Here is a 15,245-nt window from a genome sequence, read left to right as displayed (position 1 = left end):
CTATGACGTCTTTGTATCTCGCTTCCGGTTCCCCGCGCCGTCAGGAACTCCTGACCCAGTTAGGGGTATCTTTTGAACGCATCGTGACCGGCATTGAAGAAAAACGTGCTGAGGGCGAAAGTGCGCAGCAATACGTCTCTCGCCTGGCGCGCGAGAAAGCGCAGGCGGGCGTGGCGTTAGTGCCCCGCGATCTGCCGGTGCTGGGAGCAGATACCATCGTTATCCTCAATGGTGAAGTGCTTGAGAAACCGCACGATACCGAACATGCGGCGCGTATGCTGCGCAAAATGTCCGGGCAAACGCATCAGGTGATGACGGCGGTCGCGCTGGCGGATAGCCAGCACGTGCTGGATTGTCTGGTGGTAACCGATGTCACGTTCAGAGTACTTACCGACGATGAGATCGCCGCTTATATTGCCAGCGGTGAACCGATGGATAAAGCAGGTGCATACGGTATTCAGGGGCTGGGTGGCTGTTTTGTCAGGAAGATTCATGGCAGCTATCACGCCGTAGTCGGCTTACCGCTGGTGGAAACGTATGAGTTGCTGAGCAATTTTAACTCACTGCGTGAGGGAAGGGATAATTATGACGGCTGAATTGTTGGTAAACGTAACGCCATCGGAAACCCGTGTGGCCTATATTGACGGTGGCATTCTTCAGGAAATTCATATTGAGCGTGAAGCGCGGCGCGGAATAGTAGGCAATATCTACAAAGGTCGTGTCAGTCGTGTACTGCCGGGTATGCAGGCGGCTTTTGTAGATATTGGTCTGGATAAGGCGGCATTTTTACATGCCTCCGATATCATGCCGCACACCGAGTGCGTTGCGGGCGAAGAGCAAAAGCAGTTTGCCGTGCGCGATATTTCCGAACTGGTGCGTCAGGGACAGGACTTAATGGTGCAGGTGGTGAAAGATCCCCTGGGCACCAAAGGCGCTCGTCTGACCACCGACATCACCTTACCCTCCCGTTATCTGGTCTTTATGCCCGGCGCGTCACACGTCGGCGTTTCGCAGCGCATTGAGAGCGAAAGCGAGCGCGAGCGTTTGAAGAAAGTGGTCAGCGCCTACTGCGATGAACAGGGCGGGTTTATTATCCGCACCGCCGCGGAAGGGATCAGCGAAGACGATCTGGCATCCGATGCCGCATACCTTAAGCGCGTCTGGACCAAAGTGATGGAGCGTAAAAAACGCAACCAGACCCGCTACCAGCTTTACGGTGAGCTGGCGCTGGCTCAGCGCGTTCTGCGTGACTTTGCCGATGCGCAGCTCGACCGCATTCGCGTGGACTCTCGCCTGACGTATGAAGCGCTGCTGGAATTTACCGCTGAATACATCCCGGAAATGCCGGGCCTGCTGGAGCACTACACCGGGCGTCAGCCTATCTTCGATCTCTATGATGTCGAAAACGAGATCCAGCGTGCCCTGGAGCGTAAGGTTGAGCTCAAGTCCGGCGGGTATCTGATTATCGATCAGACCGAAGCGATGACCACCGTCGATATCAACACCGGCGCGTTTGTTGGCCATCGCAACCTCGATGACACCATCTTCAACACCAACATTGAAGCCACGCAGGCGATTGCCCGCCAGCTGCGTCTGCGCAATCTCGGCGGCATTATCATCATCGACTTCATCGATATGAGTAATGAAGATCACCGCCGCCGCGTGCTGCATTCACTGGAGCAGGCGCTGAGTAAGGATCGCGTGAAAACCAGCATTAACGGTTTCTCGCAGCTGGGGCTGGTGGAAATGACGCGTAAGCGCACCCGAGAAAGCGTTGAGCATGTGCTGTGTAATGAATGCCCAACCTGCCATGGACGCGGAACGGTAAAGACGGTTGAGACCGTCTGCTACGAAATTATGCGTGAAATCGTCCGAGTTCATCACGCCTACGACTCCGACCGTTTTCTGGTCTATGCTTCCCCTGCGGTGGCGGAAGCGTTGAAAGGCGAAGAGTCGCACGCGCTGGCGGAAGTGGAAATCTTTGTCGGCAAACAGGTAAAAGTACAAATTGAACCGCTCTATAACCAGGAGCAGTTTGACGTTGTGATGATGTAAAACGCAGTACGCTGCGTGACGAAAGCTGACAAGGAGAGATGCGTGAGGCGATTGCCGGGGATTTTATTGCTTACAGGGGCAACGCTGGTCGTGATTGTCGCGTTGCTCGTGAGCGGGCTACGCCTCGTTTTGCCGCATCTCGACAGCTGGCGTCCGCAGCTGCTGGCAAAAATCGAATCCACCACCGGTGTGCCGGTGGACGTAAGCCAGCTAAGCGCCAGCTGGCAAAATTTTGGCCCGACGCTCGACGTCCGGGATATCAATGCCAGCCTGAAAGATGGCGGCCATCTGAAAATCAAACGCGTGACCCTGGCGCTGGACGTCTGGCAAAGCCTGCTGCATCTGCGCTGGCAGTTTCGCGATCTCACCTTTTACCAGCTTCAGTTTCTGACCAATACGCCGCTGACGGGCGGTGAGGATAATCAGGGCCTGGAAGCCAACCGCTTCAGCGATCTCTTCCTCCGCCAGTTCGATCATTTCGATCTGCGCGACAGCGAAGTGAGCTTTATTACCCTTTCCGGCCAGCGCGCCGAACTGGCGATCCCACAGCTAACCTGGCTTAACGGCAAGAACCGACACCGCGCGGAAGGACTGGTGAGCCTGTCCAGCCTGAACGGCCAGCATGGTGTGATGCAGGTACGTATGGATCTGCGCGACGATGACGGCCTGCTAAACAACGGTAAAGTCTGGCTGCAGGCCGACGATGTGGACGTGAAGCCCTGGCTCGGCGACTGGTTACAGCAAAACATGCAGCTGGAAACCGCCCGCTTTAGCCTTGAGGGCTGGCTAACCCTGACGAAGGGAAAATTCGCCAGCGGCGATATCTGGCTGAAGCAAGGGGGCGCAAGCTGGAAGGGCGAAAATCAGCAGCATCAGCTTTCCGTCGATAACCTCACCGCGCATGTGACGCAGGAGAAAGAGGGCTGGCAGTTTGCTATTCCGGATACGCGCATCACGATGGACGGCAAGCCGTGGCCGCGCGGTGCGCTGACGCTGGCCTGGATGCCGGAGCAGGACGTGGGCGGTGCGGCCAGTAAACGCAGCGATGAGCTGCGTATCCGCGCCAGTAACCTCGATCTGACAGCCATCGAAGGCCTGCGCTCGATGGCGGCGAAACTCTCCCCGGACCTGGGCGAGATTTGGCTGGCAACGCAGCCGAGCGGCAAGATTGATGCGCTGGCGCTGGATATCCCGCTTCAGGCCACAGAGAAAACCCGTTTCCAGGCCTCGTGGAACGATCTTGCCTGGAAGCAGTGGAAGCTGCTTCCGGGAGCCGAGCACTTCAGCGGCAAGCTGGAAGGTAGCGTGGAAAACGGCAGGCTGACGGTGGATATGCACAACGCCAAAATGCCTTACGAGACGGTCTTCCGTGCGCCGCTGGAAATTGAACAGGGCAATGCGGTGCTGAACTGGCTCCGTAATGATAAGGGCTTCCAGCTTGATGGCAGGCATATCGACGTCAAAGCCAAAGCGGTGCATGCACGCGGCGATTTCCGCTACCTGCAGCCAGATGGCGATGAGCCCTGGCTGGGTATTCTGGCCGGCATCAGTACCGATGATGGTTCTCAGGCCTGGCGCTATTTCCCGGAAAACCTGATGGGGAAAGCGCTGGTCGACTATCTGAGCGGCGCGATTCAGGGCGGTCAGGCGGATAATGCCACACTGGTCTACGGTGGTAATCCGCACCTTTTCCCGTACAAACACAATGAAGGTCAGTTCCAGGTGCTGGTGCCGCTGCACAACGCCACCTTCGCGTTCCAGCCTGGCTGGCCTGCGCTGAAAAACCTGGATATCGAACTTAACTTCCTCAATGACGGCTTATGGATGAAGTCAGACAGCGTTGCGCTGGGCGGCGTGACGGCCAGCAACCTGACGGCTAACATCCCGGACTACTCAAAAGAGAAGCTGCTTATTGATGCCGACATTAACGGTCCAGGTAAAGCGGTGGGGCCGTACTTTGAGGAGACGCCGCTGAAAGAGTCTCTGGCGGCGACGCTGCAGCAGCTCCAGCTTGATGGCGATGTGAATGCTCGCTTACATCTTGATATCCCGCTGGACGGTGAGATGACCACCGCCAAAGGTGATGTCCGTCTGAAGAACAACAGTCTGTACATTAAACCGCTTGAGAGCACCCTGAAAAACCTCAGCGGGCAGTTCAGTTTTGTGAATGGTAACCTCAAGAGCGAGCCGCTGACCGCCAGCTGGTTTAATCAGCCGGTGAATATTGACTTCACAACCACTGAGGGTGAAAAAGCTTACCAGGTGGCCGTCAATCTGGACGGTAACTGGCAGCCTGCGCGTATGGACGTCCTGCCGAAGCCGATCGCGTCATCAGTGGATGGCGCGGTAGCCTGGAATGGCAAAGTGGCTATTGAGCTGCCTTATCACGCAGGCGTGCAGTATAAGGTCGACATCACGGGTGACCTGAAAAACATCCACAGCCAGTTGCCCGCGCCGCTGGATAAACAGGCCGGACAATCGCTGCCGGTGAAGGTCAACGTCGATGGCAACCTGAACAGCTTTGCGTTGACCGGAAATGCGGGCAGCACAAACCATTTCAACAGCCGCTGGCTGCTTAATCGCAAACTCACCCTCGACAGGGCTATCTGGACGACGGACAGCAAAACCACGCCGCCGCTGCCCGACCATGCGGGCGTTGAGCTCAATCTTCCGCCGATGGATGGCGCGGAGTGGCTGGCGCTGTTCCAGAAAGGCGTTGGACAAAACGTGGATGAAGCCGCCCAGTTCCCGCAAACCGTTACGGTACGCACGCCGTCGCTGATGTTGGGCGGACAGCAGTGGAACAACCTTAGCATTGTTTCTCAGCCCACCGCGAATGGCTCCAAAGTGGAGGCGCAGGGCCGGGAGATCAACGGCACGCTTACCATGCGTAATAACGCGCCGTGGCAGGCAGCGATTCGCTATCTCTACTACAACCCGGCCACCGCGAGTAAAGATCAACCGGCGAATACATCGCCGCTGAGTCAAGCCTCCCGCGTCGATTTTAGCGGCTGGCCCGATCTCCAGCTGCGCTGCGCGGAATGCTGGCTGTGGGGGCAAAAATATGGCCGTATCGACGGCGATTTTGCCATCCAGGGGAATACGCTTACGCTCTCCGGCGGCCTGGTCGATACCGGTTTTGGCCGCATGACGGCCGCAGGGGAATGGGTCAATAACCCGGGCGAACAGCGTACCTCCCTGAAGGGCGACATTAAAGGCAACAAACTGGATGCGGCAACCAATTTCTTTGGCATCACTACGCCGCTGCGGGGATCGTCATTTGACGTGAATTACGATCTTCACTGGCGAGACGCGCCGTGGAAGCCAGACGAAGCGTCACTGAACGGTATTTTAAAAACCCGCTTTGGCAAGGGGGAAATCGCCGATGTGAGCACGGGGCGCGCCGGGCAGATCCTGCGCCTGCTGAGTTTTGATGCGCTGCTGCGCAAGCTGCGCTTCGATTTCAGCGACACCTTCAGCGAAGGTTTCTACTACGATTCCATCCGCAGCACGGCGTGGATAAAGGACGGCGTGATGCATACGGATGACACGCTGGTAGACGGCCTGGAAGCGGATATCGCCATGAAAGGCTCAGTCAATCTGGTACGCCGTGAGCTGGATATGGAAGCCGTGGTGGCGCCGGAAATTTCCGCGAGCGTGGGCGTGGCGGCGGCGTTTGTGGTGAACCCGATAGTCGGTGCGGCGGTATTTGCTGCCAGTAAAGTGCTGGGCCCACTGTGGAGCAAAGTCTCGATTCTGCGCTATCGCATTACCGGTCCGGTGGATAAACCTCAGATTAACGAGGTACTGCGCCAGCCGCGCAAAGATGCACAGCAATGATTTGACGTGGGCAGGTAATTGCCTCACTCTCATTAAATACGATTTTTATACCGCCACGGGCGGCAACGAACGAGTAGCAATACGATGAGTCTGAACCTGGTAAGTGAACATTTGCTCGCAGCGAACGGCCTGAGCCATCAGGACCTGTTCTCCATTCTTGGTCAACTGACCGAACGCCGTCTCGACTACGGCGATCTCTATTTCCAGTCGAGCTATCACGAATCCTGGGTTTTAGAAGACAGCATCATCAAAGATGGTTCTTATAACATTGACCAGGGCGTCGGCGTGCGCGCCGTCAGCGGTGAGAAAACCGGTTTTGCCTATGCCGACCAGATTAGCCTGGCTGCGCTGGAGCAAAGTGCGCAGGCTGCGCGTACCATTGTGCGTGATACTGGCGATGGCCGTGTGAAAACCCTCGGTGAAGTGTCGCACTCTGCGCTCTATACCAGTATCGATCCGCTGCAGAGCATGAGCCGCGAAGAGAAGCTGGATATTTTGCGCCGCGTGGACAAAGTGGCGCGTGCTGCAGATAAACGCGTGCAGGAAGTCTCTGCCAGCCTGAGCGGTGTTTATGAACTGATTCTGGTGGCGGCAACGGACGGTACGCTGGCCGCCGATGTGCGTCCGCTGGTGCGTCTTTCCATCAGCGTGCAGGTTGATGACAACGGTAAACGCGAGCGTGGCTCCAGCGGCGGCGGCGGTCGTTTCGGCTATGACTGGTTCCTGGGCGATGTAGATGGCGAAGCGCGCGCTGACGCGTGGGCAAAAGAAGCCGTGCGTATGGCGCTGGTGAATCTTAATGCTGTTGCGGCTCCCGCCGGGACATTCCCGGTGGTGCTGGGCGCAGGCTGGCCGGGCGTGCTGCTGCACGAAGCGGTGGGTCACGGTCTGGAAGGCGACTTTAACCGTCGCGGGACATCCGTGTTCAGCGGTCAGATTGGACAGCTCGTCTCCTCTGAGCTGTGCACCGTGGTGGATGATGGCACTATGCCTGACCGTCGCGGTTCGGTGGCTATCGATGATGAAGGTACGCCAGGCCAGTACAATGTGCTGATTGAAAACGGCGTGCTGAAAGGTTACATGCAGGACAAACTCAACGCGCGCCTGATGGGCGTCGCGCCAACGGGTAACGGCCGTCGTGAATCTTACGCGCACCTGCCAATGCCGCGCATGACCAACACTTACATGTTGCCGGGCAAATCCACGCCGCAGGAGATTATCGAGTCTGTAGATTACGGTATCTTTGCGCCAAACTTTGGCGGCGGCCAGGTGGACATCACCTCCGGTAAATTTGTCTTCTCTACCTCAGAAGCGTATCTGATTGAGAAGGGAAAAGTGACCAAAGCGGTAAAAGGTGCGACCCTGATTGGTTCCGGTATCGAAGCCATGCAGCAGATCTCTATGGTCGGTAACGATCTGAAGCTGGACAACGGCGTGGGCGTCTGCGGTAAAGAGGGCCAGAGCCTGCCGGTTGGCGTCGGCCAGCCAACCCTGAAAGTGGATAATCTGACGGTGGGCGGTACAGCGTAGTTTTCACCGCCTCACCCTAACCCTCTCCCCAACGGGGAGAGGGGAAAGGCCTATTCTTTCCTTCTTCCCCGCATCCCCTGAAACAGCTCCGCCACGTCCACAAAATAGTCGGTCAGATAGTTGATACACACCTGCACTTTGAGCGGCAGCTTGTCCTTTTCGGTATACAGGGCGTAGACCGGGCGCGGATCGGATTGATAGCGAGGGAAAAGGATCTCCAGCACGCCGCTGTTGATCTCATTGATCACCCACATCAACGGGACGTAGGCGATCCCCGCACCGGCCACCAGCCAGCGCGAAATGGTCATCGGATCGTTAGTGACGAATCGTCCTTCCGGCAGCAGCCGGGTGGAGATCCCCTCCGGGGCAATCAGCTCGAATTCATTGTCGGGTCGCACGCTGTACTCCAGCCAGGAGTGGTTGGTGAGATCCGCGGGTTTCTCCGGAACGCCGTACTGCGCAAGATAGCTTTTCGAGGCGCAGACAACCATCGGCATGCTTCCCAGTCGACGCGAGAAGAGGCTGGAATCCTGCAACGCCCCCACGCGGATCACCACGTCCAGACCATCGGCGATCAGATCCGGCGCCGGGATACCCGTCACCAGATTGACGGTAAGCCCGGGGTACTCCTTCAGCATATCCGCGGTCATGGCAGCGAGTACATTTTGTGCCATAGTTGAAGAACACCCTATACGGAGTGTGCCGATCGGGGTGTTGTTAAAGGCGTAGAGCTGTTCATGGACGTCCTGCACTTCGTGCATCATGCGTCGGCAGCCCTGATAGTAAATTTTACCCGCCTCCGTCAGCCCAATGCTGCGGGTACTGCGGTTGAGCAGCTTGACCTGTAACTCATCTTCCAGTTTAGAGACCGTCTGGCTAATGGATGAGACGCTCATCTGAAGCTGACGTGCCGCGGCGGTAAACGAACCCAGTTCAACCACTTTGGCGAAGACCGACATGCGTTTTAAACGTTCCATTGTTCACTCTGGCTTAAAAGTGATTTAGATCACATATTATAGATAACAGCATAACAGTTACGTTAATATATTATTAATTACATAACGGCTGCGCCATTCTCGCCCGACGTTTCTTGCTCTTCTGCGATGGCGTGCGCTAAAAAATTCTGAAGCCTGCACTCTCTCTTATCAAGGTCAACATGAGTCTGTTTCCCGTTATCGTGGTGTTCGGTCTGTCGTTCCCACCGATATTTTTCGAGCTACTTTTATCACTGGCGATCTTCTGGCTGGTGCGCAAGGTGCTGGTCCCTACCGGGATTTACGATTTCGTCTGGCACCCTGCATTGTTCAATACCGCGCTGTATTGCTGCCTGTTTTACCTGATATCGCGCATGTTTGTCTGAGGTTGATGTGAAAACGCTAACAAGAAAAATCTCCCGCACTGCCATCACGATGGCGCTGGTTATCCTCGCCTTCATCGCTATTTTTCGTGCCTGGGTCTATTACACCGAATCACCGTGGACGCGTGATGCGCGCTTCAGCGCGGATGTGGTGGCAATAGCCCCTGACGTGGCCGGTCTTATCACGGCGGTCAACGTCCACGATAACCAGCTGGTGAAAAAAGATCAGGTTCTGTTCACCATCGACCAGCCTCGTTACCAGAAGGCGCTGGAAGAAGCGGAAGCAGATGTCGCCTATTACCAGGCGCTGGCATCGGAAAAACGCCGTGAGGCGGGCCGCCGTAACCAGTTGGGCGTTCAGGCCATGTCCCGTGAAGAGATAGACCAGTCTAACAACGTGCTGCAAACCGTGCTGCACCAGCTGGCGAAAGCGCAAGCCACGCGCGATCTCGCTAAGCTCGATCTGGAGCGCACCGTGATCCGCGCGCCATCCGACGGCTGGGTCACTAACCTCAATGTCTATGCCGGGGAGTTTATTACCCGTGGCTCCACTGCCGTGGCGCTGGTTAAACAGAACTCCTTCTACGTGCTCGCCTATATGGAAGAGACCAAGCTGGAAGGCGTGCGTCCGGGTTATCGTGCGGAAATCACGCCGCTGGGCAGTAACCGCGTCTTCAAAGGTACCGTCGACAGTGTCGCTGCAGGGGTGACCAACTCCAGCAGCTCTAACGATACCAAAGGAATGGCGACGGTGGATTCCAACCTGGAATGGGTGCGTCTGGCGCAGCGTGTGCCGGTACGTATTCACCTTGATGAACAGCAGGGCAACCTGTGGCCGGCGGGGACCACGGCGACGGTGGTGATCACCGGTGAAAAAGATCGGGATGCCAGCCAGGACTCCTTCTTCCGTAAAATTGCCCATCGCCTGCGCGAGTTTGGTTAATCGCCATGGGTATCTTTTCCATCGCCAGCCAGCACATTCGCTTCGCCGTGAAGCTGGCCTGTGCCATTGTGCTGGCGCTGTTTGTTGGCTTTCACTTCCAGCTTGAAACCCCTCGCTGGGCGGTCCTGACGGCTGCAATAGTTGCGGCGGGTCCTGCCTTTGCCGCGGGTGGGGAACCCTATTCTGGCGCGATCCGCTATCGTGGGATGCTGCGTATCATCGGGACGTTTATCGGCTGTTTCGCAGCACTCACCATTATTATTCTGATGATCCGCACGCCATTGTTGATGCTGATGGTGTGCTGTATCTGGGCGGGTTTCTGCACCTGGATTTCGTCTCTGGTGAAAGTGGAAAACTCCTACGCCTGGGGGCTGGCGGGTTATACCGCGCTGATTATTATCATCACCATTCAGTCTGAACCTTTGCTCGCGCCGCAGTTTGCCGTGGAGCGCTGCAGCGAGATTGTGATCGGTATTGTGAGTGCGATTGTCGCTGACCTGCTTTTCTCTCCACGCTCCATCAAACAGGAAGTCGACCGTGAACTTGACGCGCTGATCGTTGCCCAGTACCAGCTGATGCAGCTGTGCATTAAGCATGGCGACAGTGAAGAGGTGGATAACGCCTGGAGCGGGCTGGTTCGCCGGACGCAGGCGCTGGAGGGGATGCGTAGCAACCTCAACATGGAGTCCTCGCGCTGGGCCCGTGCGAACCGCCGCCTGAAAGCCCTCAATACTGTCTCCCTGACGCTGATTACCCAGGCGTGTGAAACGTATCTCATCCAGAACACCCGTCCGGAAGCGGTCACCGATACGTTCCGTGAGCTGTTTGCCGAGCCGGTGGAAACCGTGCAGGACGTGCATAAACAGCTTAAGCGTATGCGTCGGGTGATCGCCTGGACCGGGGAGCGCGACACGCCGGTGACCATCTACACCTGGGTCGGGGCCGCGACGCGCTATCTGCTGCTGAAACGTGGCGTGATCGGCAACACCAAAATTAGCGCGGCGGAAGAAGAGGTCCTCCAGGGTGAAGTGGTCATCAAGGCCGAATCTGCCGAACGTCACCACGCGATGGTCAACTTCTGGCGTACCACGCTTGCCTGTATGCTCGGTACGCTGTTCTGGTTGTGGACAGGCTGGACGTCTGGCAGCGGCGCGATGGTGATGATTGCCGTTGTGACCGCACTGGCGATGCGTCTGCCTAACCCCCGTATGGTTGCCGTTGATTTCCTCTACGGTACCATTGCCGCCCTGCCGATAGGGGCGCTCTATTTCCTGGTCATCATCCCGTCGACGCAACAAAGCATGTTGCTGCTCTGTATTAGCCTGGCGGTGATGGCGTTCTTTATCGGCATTGAAGTGCAAAAGCGTCGCCTGGGATCGCTGGGGGCGCTGGCGAGTACGATTAACATCATCGTGCTCGATAACCCGATGACTTTCCATTTCAGCCAGTTCCTCGACAGCGCGCTGGGCCAGCTGGTGGGCTGTTTCCTGGCGATGATGGTCATTCTGCTGGTGCGAGATAACTCACAGGCGCGGACGGGGCGTGTGTTATTGAATCAGTTTGTTTCTGCCGCCGTGTCGTCGATGACCACCAATACCGCGCGTCGTAAAGAGAACCACCTCCCGGCGCTCTATCAGCATCTGTTTTTACTGCTGAACAAGTTTCCGGGCGACATCGCGAAGTTCCGCCTGGCGTTAACCATGATTATCGCGCACCAGCGTCTGCGCAGTGCACCTGTGCCGATCAACGACGATCTCTCCGCCTGGCACCGTCAGCTGCGTCGTACCGCGGACCATGTGCTTTCCGCCAGCAGTGATGACAAACGTCGCCGTTACTTTACGCAGCTCCTTGAAGAGCTCGATATCTATCAGGAAAAGCTTAAGCACTGGGATGCACCGCTTCAGGTCACCGAACCGGTAGGGCGGCTGGCGCTGATGCTGCGTCGCTATCAAAATGCCCTCACCGATAACTGACTGAAGTAAAAAAACCGACGCCAAAAGCGTCGGTTTTTTTGTGGCTATACTTATTCCAGCACGTTCTTACATTCAGAAAGGGAGGACACATGACGACCCAGGCGCTTCAGGACAATACCCTTTTTCAGACCGGCTATCTGGTTAACGGCCTCTGGAAACCGCTGGATACGACGTTTGATGTGCTTAACCCGGCTACCGGGGAAGTCATCGCCCGCGTCGCGAAAGCCGGCAAAGCAGAGACCGAAGCAGCAATTGCTGCCGCCACCCAGGCTTTCCCTGCATGGCGCGCCAAAACCGCGAAAGAGCGTTCGGCCATTCTTTACCGCTGGTACGAACTGATTATTGAGAATAAAAGCTGGCTCGGACGGCTAATGACCACCGAACAGGGTAAGCCCCTGAAAGAAGCGGAAGGTGAAGTGGAGTACGCCGCCAGCTTTATCCAGTGGTTTGCCGAAGAGGCCAAGCGTGCGAACGGTGAAATTATTCCGCCGATCAAACCCGGCTCGCGCATTCTGGCGACCCGTGAACCGATAGGTGTTGTCGCGGCTATCACGCCGTGGAACTTCCCGATGGCGATGCTCACCCGCAAGTTAGGCCCGGCGCTGGCAGCCGGATGCACCGGGGTAATCAAACCGGCCAATAACACGCCGCTCAGCGCTTTTGCGCTGCTGACGCTGGCAAAACAGGCCGGCGTACCGGATGGGGTACTCAACGCAGTCGCCGGGAATACGCACGAAATCAGCGACGCGATTATGGCCAGCCGGGACGTGCGAAAAATCTCCTTCACCGGCTCGACATCGGTTGGCAAAACGCTGGTGCGTAACGCCGCAGAAACCATGAAAAAAGTCTCGATGGAGCTGGGGGGGAATGCTCCGTACATCGTCTTTGAGGATGCAGACATCGACGCGGCTGTGAAAGGCGCGATCGCCAATAAGTTTCGCAATGCCGGGCAGGTCTGCGTCAGCGTGAACCGCTTCTATATTCAGGAAACCGTCTACGACAAATTCGTGAATAAACTCGCTGATGCGGTGAAGGCGCTGAAGGTGGGAAATGGTCTTGAGGACGGCGTCGTCGTCGGGCCGTTGATTGAAGGTGCAGCGGTCGACAAGGTACGTGAACATGTTGACGACGCTGTTGCGCGTGGCGCGACCGTGCTGGCGGGCGGTAAACCTCATTCCCTTGGCGGCAATTTCTGGATGCCAACCGTACTGGGGGACTGTCATGAAGGGATGAAGCTGGCAGAAGAGGAGACGTTTGGCCCGGTCGCGGCGTGCTTCCGTTTCACTTCAGAAGATGAAGTCATCCAGCGTGCCAACAACACGCCTTATGGTCTGGCGGCGTACTTCTATACACAGAATCTCTCGCGGGTCTTCCGAGTTTCACAGGCAATTGAAAGCGGAATGATTGGGATTAACGAGTGCGCCGTCTCCACAGAGCTGGGGCCCTTTGGCGGCGTAAAAGAATCCGGCCTGGGGCGTGAGGGATCGGTGCTGGGGCTGGAAGAGTATCTGGAAGTTAAAACCCTGCATATCGGGGGATTATAATAGATGGAGCGGCATCTGCCGCTCGCCTGGACTGGTGGCTGGTAATGAAAACCTATACCTTTGATTTTGATGAGATAGACAGTCAGGAAGACTTCTATCGGGAATTTACTCGGGTGTTTGATCTTGAACGGCAAAGCGTGACGAATCTGGATACGCTGTGGGATGTGGTAACCGGCAGTCTGTTGCCGCTACCGCTGGAAATAGAGTTTATCCATCTGCCCGATAAGCTGCGCAGACGTTTCGGGGCGCTGATATTACTGTTCGATGAAGCGGAAGAAGAGCTGGAAGGACAATTGCGTTTCAATGCTCGCCACTGAGCAAGCCTTAAAAAAGCCCCTGACCATCAGGCCAGGGGCAAGTCGTATGATGAGATACGACGAGGGTTTATTTATACAGTTCTGCCGTGGCATGCCAGTGGTCACCCTGATTCAGTTCGGTGACGCGATAGCTGCTGGCGCCTGCTTTTTCAGCTTTGGCGGCAAGTTCCTGACGGATATCCATCGGTGAGCCGGTGACCGACGTGACGGATACGCTGCCCATACGCTGCAGATTTTGTGCCTGGTCGGCATTCACTTGCTGTACGGCTGCGCTTGCGCCGAAAGAGAGAACGGATGCCAGACCGAGGGTTGCGATGATAAATTTGGTTTTCATAGTCTTTACTCCTGGAAAAGGTTTTTTGCTCAACGGCGAGAAGGGTTGAACCGCTATTTTTATGCCTGGTGCCGTTGAGTGGAGAATTACATCTTCAGTGATAACTAAAACTTATTTGTACAGCTCTGCGGTTGCGTGCCAGTGGTCACCGGAACGCGCTTCGATGATGCGATAAGATGATGCACCTTTTTCTTCCGCTTTTTTGTTCAGCATTTCATGCATGTCCATTGGCGACGTGCCGACTGCACCGACCGAAACCGTACCGATTGCCTCACGGGATTGTGCCTGGTCAGCATTAATAGCGTCAGCCGCGAAAGCACCGAAGGACAGGACAGACAGGACGCTCAGCGCCGCTACAGTAGTTTTGATTTTCATGATTCTTACCTCGTCGAATTTTTTAGTGGGGTCTTGTTTCGTGACCCTCATCACAAAATCAAGTATACACTAATAACGGCAAAAATTAATACCAGACTAATGGTTTCCTGTGTTATTACGTGTTAAACACACCGTTTTTTATAACCAAAACGCATAATATTGGGTGTTTTTTGAGCGTTAAGTGTGTTTAAATCTAAGCAAATCACATGGATATCTGCTTTTGATTTTTTGTGCGATTTTTTGATTTATCATTCTCCAGATGAATGTTAATAGGTGGTAAAAAGCACTATTTGTTAAAACCAGAGGCAGTAGAATGCAGGGGAAAACGAGGCTGGAGCAGGATGTTCCCCGTAGCATCGCTACGGGGAGAGAGGATTACAGTTCCTGTTCGAACAGAACCAGAATCGCTTCGTGGAGATCTTTTACGGAGAAACCGCTGGCCGGGGTGGTAAAAATGGTGTCGTCGCCTGCGATGGTGCCCAGGATGCCCTCCGTTTTACCTAACGAGTCCAGCATGCGGGCAATCAGCTGTGCGGCACCAGGGCTTGTGTGGATCACCACCACGGCGTCGTTATAGTCGATATCCAGAACCAGATTTTTGAGGGGGCTGGAAGTGGTCGGCACGCCAAGTTCAGCCGGCAGGCAATAGACCATCTCCATCTTCGCGTTACGGGTACGTACCGCGCCAAACTTAGTTAACATGCGGGAGACTTTCGACTGATTGATGTTATCGAAACCTTGTTCCTGCAGCGCCTGAACAATTTCTCCCTGAGAACTGAATTTCTCTTCTTTGAGTAGCGCTTTAAACGCCTTTACTAATTCTTCTTGCTTAGACGAGCTTCGCATAAGTCACCCGGAATATGACGAAAGAAACAACATTATTATGCATGTGGATGAATTTTTATGCAAATTATCTACTCAGCGCAAGGCTGAAATAATGTTATGAAAGGGAGTGATTTTATCAGATTTCGTTATCA

At 55.6% G+C, this 15,245-nt stretch carries 13 protein-coding genes; 9 read left to right on the top strand and 4 right to left on the bottom strand.

What is annotated here, in order from left to right; translation table 11 throughout:
* Positions 1-2: 2 nt before the first annotated feature.
* The 4 genes from ACOTYN_RS08305 (at position 3) to tldD (ending at position 7,425) form a co-directional block, all read left to right on the top strand.
* Positions 3-596: a Maf family protein gene (locus ACOTYN_RS08305; protein ID WP_014885433.1), complete on the top strand. Its 594-nt coding sequence runs from the start codon at positions 3-5 to the stop codon at positions 594-596.
* Complete coding sequence (gene rng / locus ACOTYN_RS08300) at positions 586-2,055, top strand: ribonuclease G (protein ID WP_014885432.1); 1,470 nt, start codon at positions 586-588, stop codon at positions 2,053-2,055. The genes ACOTYN_RS08305 and rng overlap by 11 nt, the downstream gene beginning before the upstream one ends.
* 42 nt (positions 2,056-2,097) lie before the next feature.
* On the top strand, positions 2,098-5,895 hold the full coding sequence (gene yhdP, locus ACOTYN_RS08295) for an AsmA2 domain-containing protein YhdP (protein WP_071922849.1): 3,798 nt from the start codon (positions 2,098-2,100) through the stop codon (positions 5,893-5,895).
* A gap of 84 nt (positions 5,896-5,979) precedes the next feature.
* Positions 5,980-7,425 (top strand): metalloprotease TldD, encoded by a 1,446-nt coding sequence (gene tldD / locus ACOTYN_RS08290; protein ID WP_023331419.1) that lies wholly within the window; start codon positions 5,980-5,982, stop codon positions 7,423-7,425.
* Between the two features lie 50 nt (positions 7,426-7,475).
* Here the strand turns inward: tldD and aaeR are convergent, their stop codons facing one another.
* A complete protein-coding gene (aaeR, locus tag ACOTYN_RS08285) occupies positions 7,476-8,402 on the bottom strand; it encodes an HTH-type transcriptional activator AaeR (protein ID WP_014885429.1) in 927 nt (308 codons plus the stop codon).
* 179 nt (positions 8,403-8,581) lie between these two features.
* Here aaeR and aaeX point away from each other — a divergent pair, with 179 nt between their 5' ends.
* The 5 genes from aaeX (at position 8,582) to ACOTYN_RS08260 (ending at position 13,559) form a co-directional block, all read left to right on the top strand.
* Positions 8,582-8,785, top strand: a complete 204-nt coding sequence (aaeX, locus tag ACOTYN_RS08280; protein WP_003860416.1) for a p-hydroxybenzoic acid efflux pump operon protein AaeX — start codon at positions 8,582-8,584, stop codon at positions 8,783-8,785.
* 7 nt (positions 8,786-8,792) lie between these two features.
* Positions 8,793-9,725 carry a p-hydroxybenzoic acid efflux pump subunit AaeA gene (gene aaeA / locus ACOTYN_RS08275; RefSeq protein ID WP_014885428.1) on the top strand — a complete coding sequence of 311 codons (933 nt, stop codon included), beginning with the start codon at positions 8,793-8,795 and terminating at the stop codon, positions 9,723-9,725.
* A gap of 5 nt (positions 9,726-9,730) precedes the next feature.
* The gene (aaeB, locus tag ACOTYN_RS08270; RefSeq protein ID WP_071922850.1) at positions 9,731-11,698 is read left to right on the top strand and encodes a p-hydroxybenzoic acid efflux pump subunit AaeB; all 1,968 of its coding nucleotides are present in this window, start codon (positions 9,731-9,733) and stop codon (positions 11,696-11,698) included.
* 89 nt (positions 11,699-11,787) lie between these two features.
* Positions 11,788-13,242 carry an NAD-dependent succinate-semialdehyde dehydrogenase gene (locus ACOTYN_RS08265; RefSeq protein WP_014885426.1) on the top strand — a complete coding sequence of 485 codons (1,455 nt, stop codon included), beginning with the start codon at positions 11,788-11,790 and terminating at the stop codon, positions 13,240-13,242.
* Positions 13,243-13,286: 44 nt separating this feature from the next.
* Entirely contained in the window at positions 13,287-13,559 is a 273-nt protein-coding gene (locus ACOTYN_RS08260) for a barstar family protein (protein ID WP_014885425.1), read from the top strand.
* 67 nt (positions 13,560-13,626) lie between these two features.
* Here ACOTYN_RS08260 and yhcN (ACOTYN_RS08255) read toward each other — a convergent pair whose 3' ends face one another.
* The 3 genes from yhcN (ACOTYN_RS08255) to argR all read right to left on the bottom strand — a co-directional run bounded on the left by yhcN (ACOTYN_RS08255) (position 13,627) and on the right by argR (position 15,114).
* Entirely contained in the window at positions 13,627-13,893 is a 267-nt protein-coding gene (yhcN, locus tag ACOTYN_RS08255) for a peroxide/acid stress response protein YhcN (protein WP_048997431.1), read from the bottom strand.
* A gap of 111 nt (positions 13,894-14,004) precedes the next feature.
* Positions 14,005-14,268 (bottom strand): peroxide/acid stress response protein YhcN, encoded by a 264-nt coding sequence (gene yhcN / locus ACOTYN_RS08250; RefSeq protein WP_014885423.1) that lies wholly within the window; start codon positions 14,266-14,268, stop codon positions 14,005-14,007.
* Between the two features lie 375 nt (positions 14,269-14,643).
* The gene (gene argR, locus ACOTYN_RS08245; RefSeq protein WP_008502836.1) at positions 14,644-15,114 is read right to left on the bottom strand and encodes a transcriptional regulator ArgR; all 471 of its coding nucleotides are present in this window, start codon (positions 15,112-15,114) and stop codon (positions 14,644-14,646) included.
* Between the last annotated feature and the right edge of the window lie 131 nt (positions 15,115-15,245).

Source organism: Enterobacter cloacae complex sp. IR5458 (genome assembly GCF_049238025.1).
In the GTDB taxonomy this organism is placed as follows: domain Bacteria; phylum Pseudomonadota; class Gammaproteobacteria; order Enterobacterales; family Enterobacteriaceae; genus Enterobacter; species Enterobacter kobei.
Note: the sequence above shows the minus strand (reverse complement) of the source record. Positions and strands in the feature narration are given on the sequence as shown.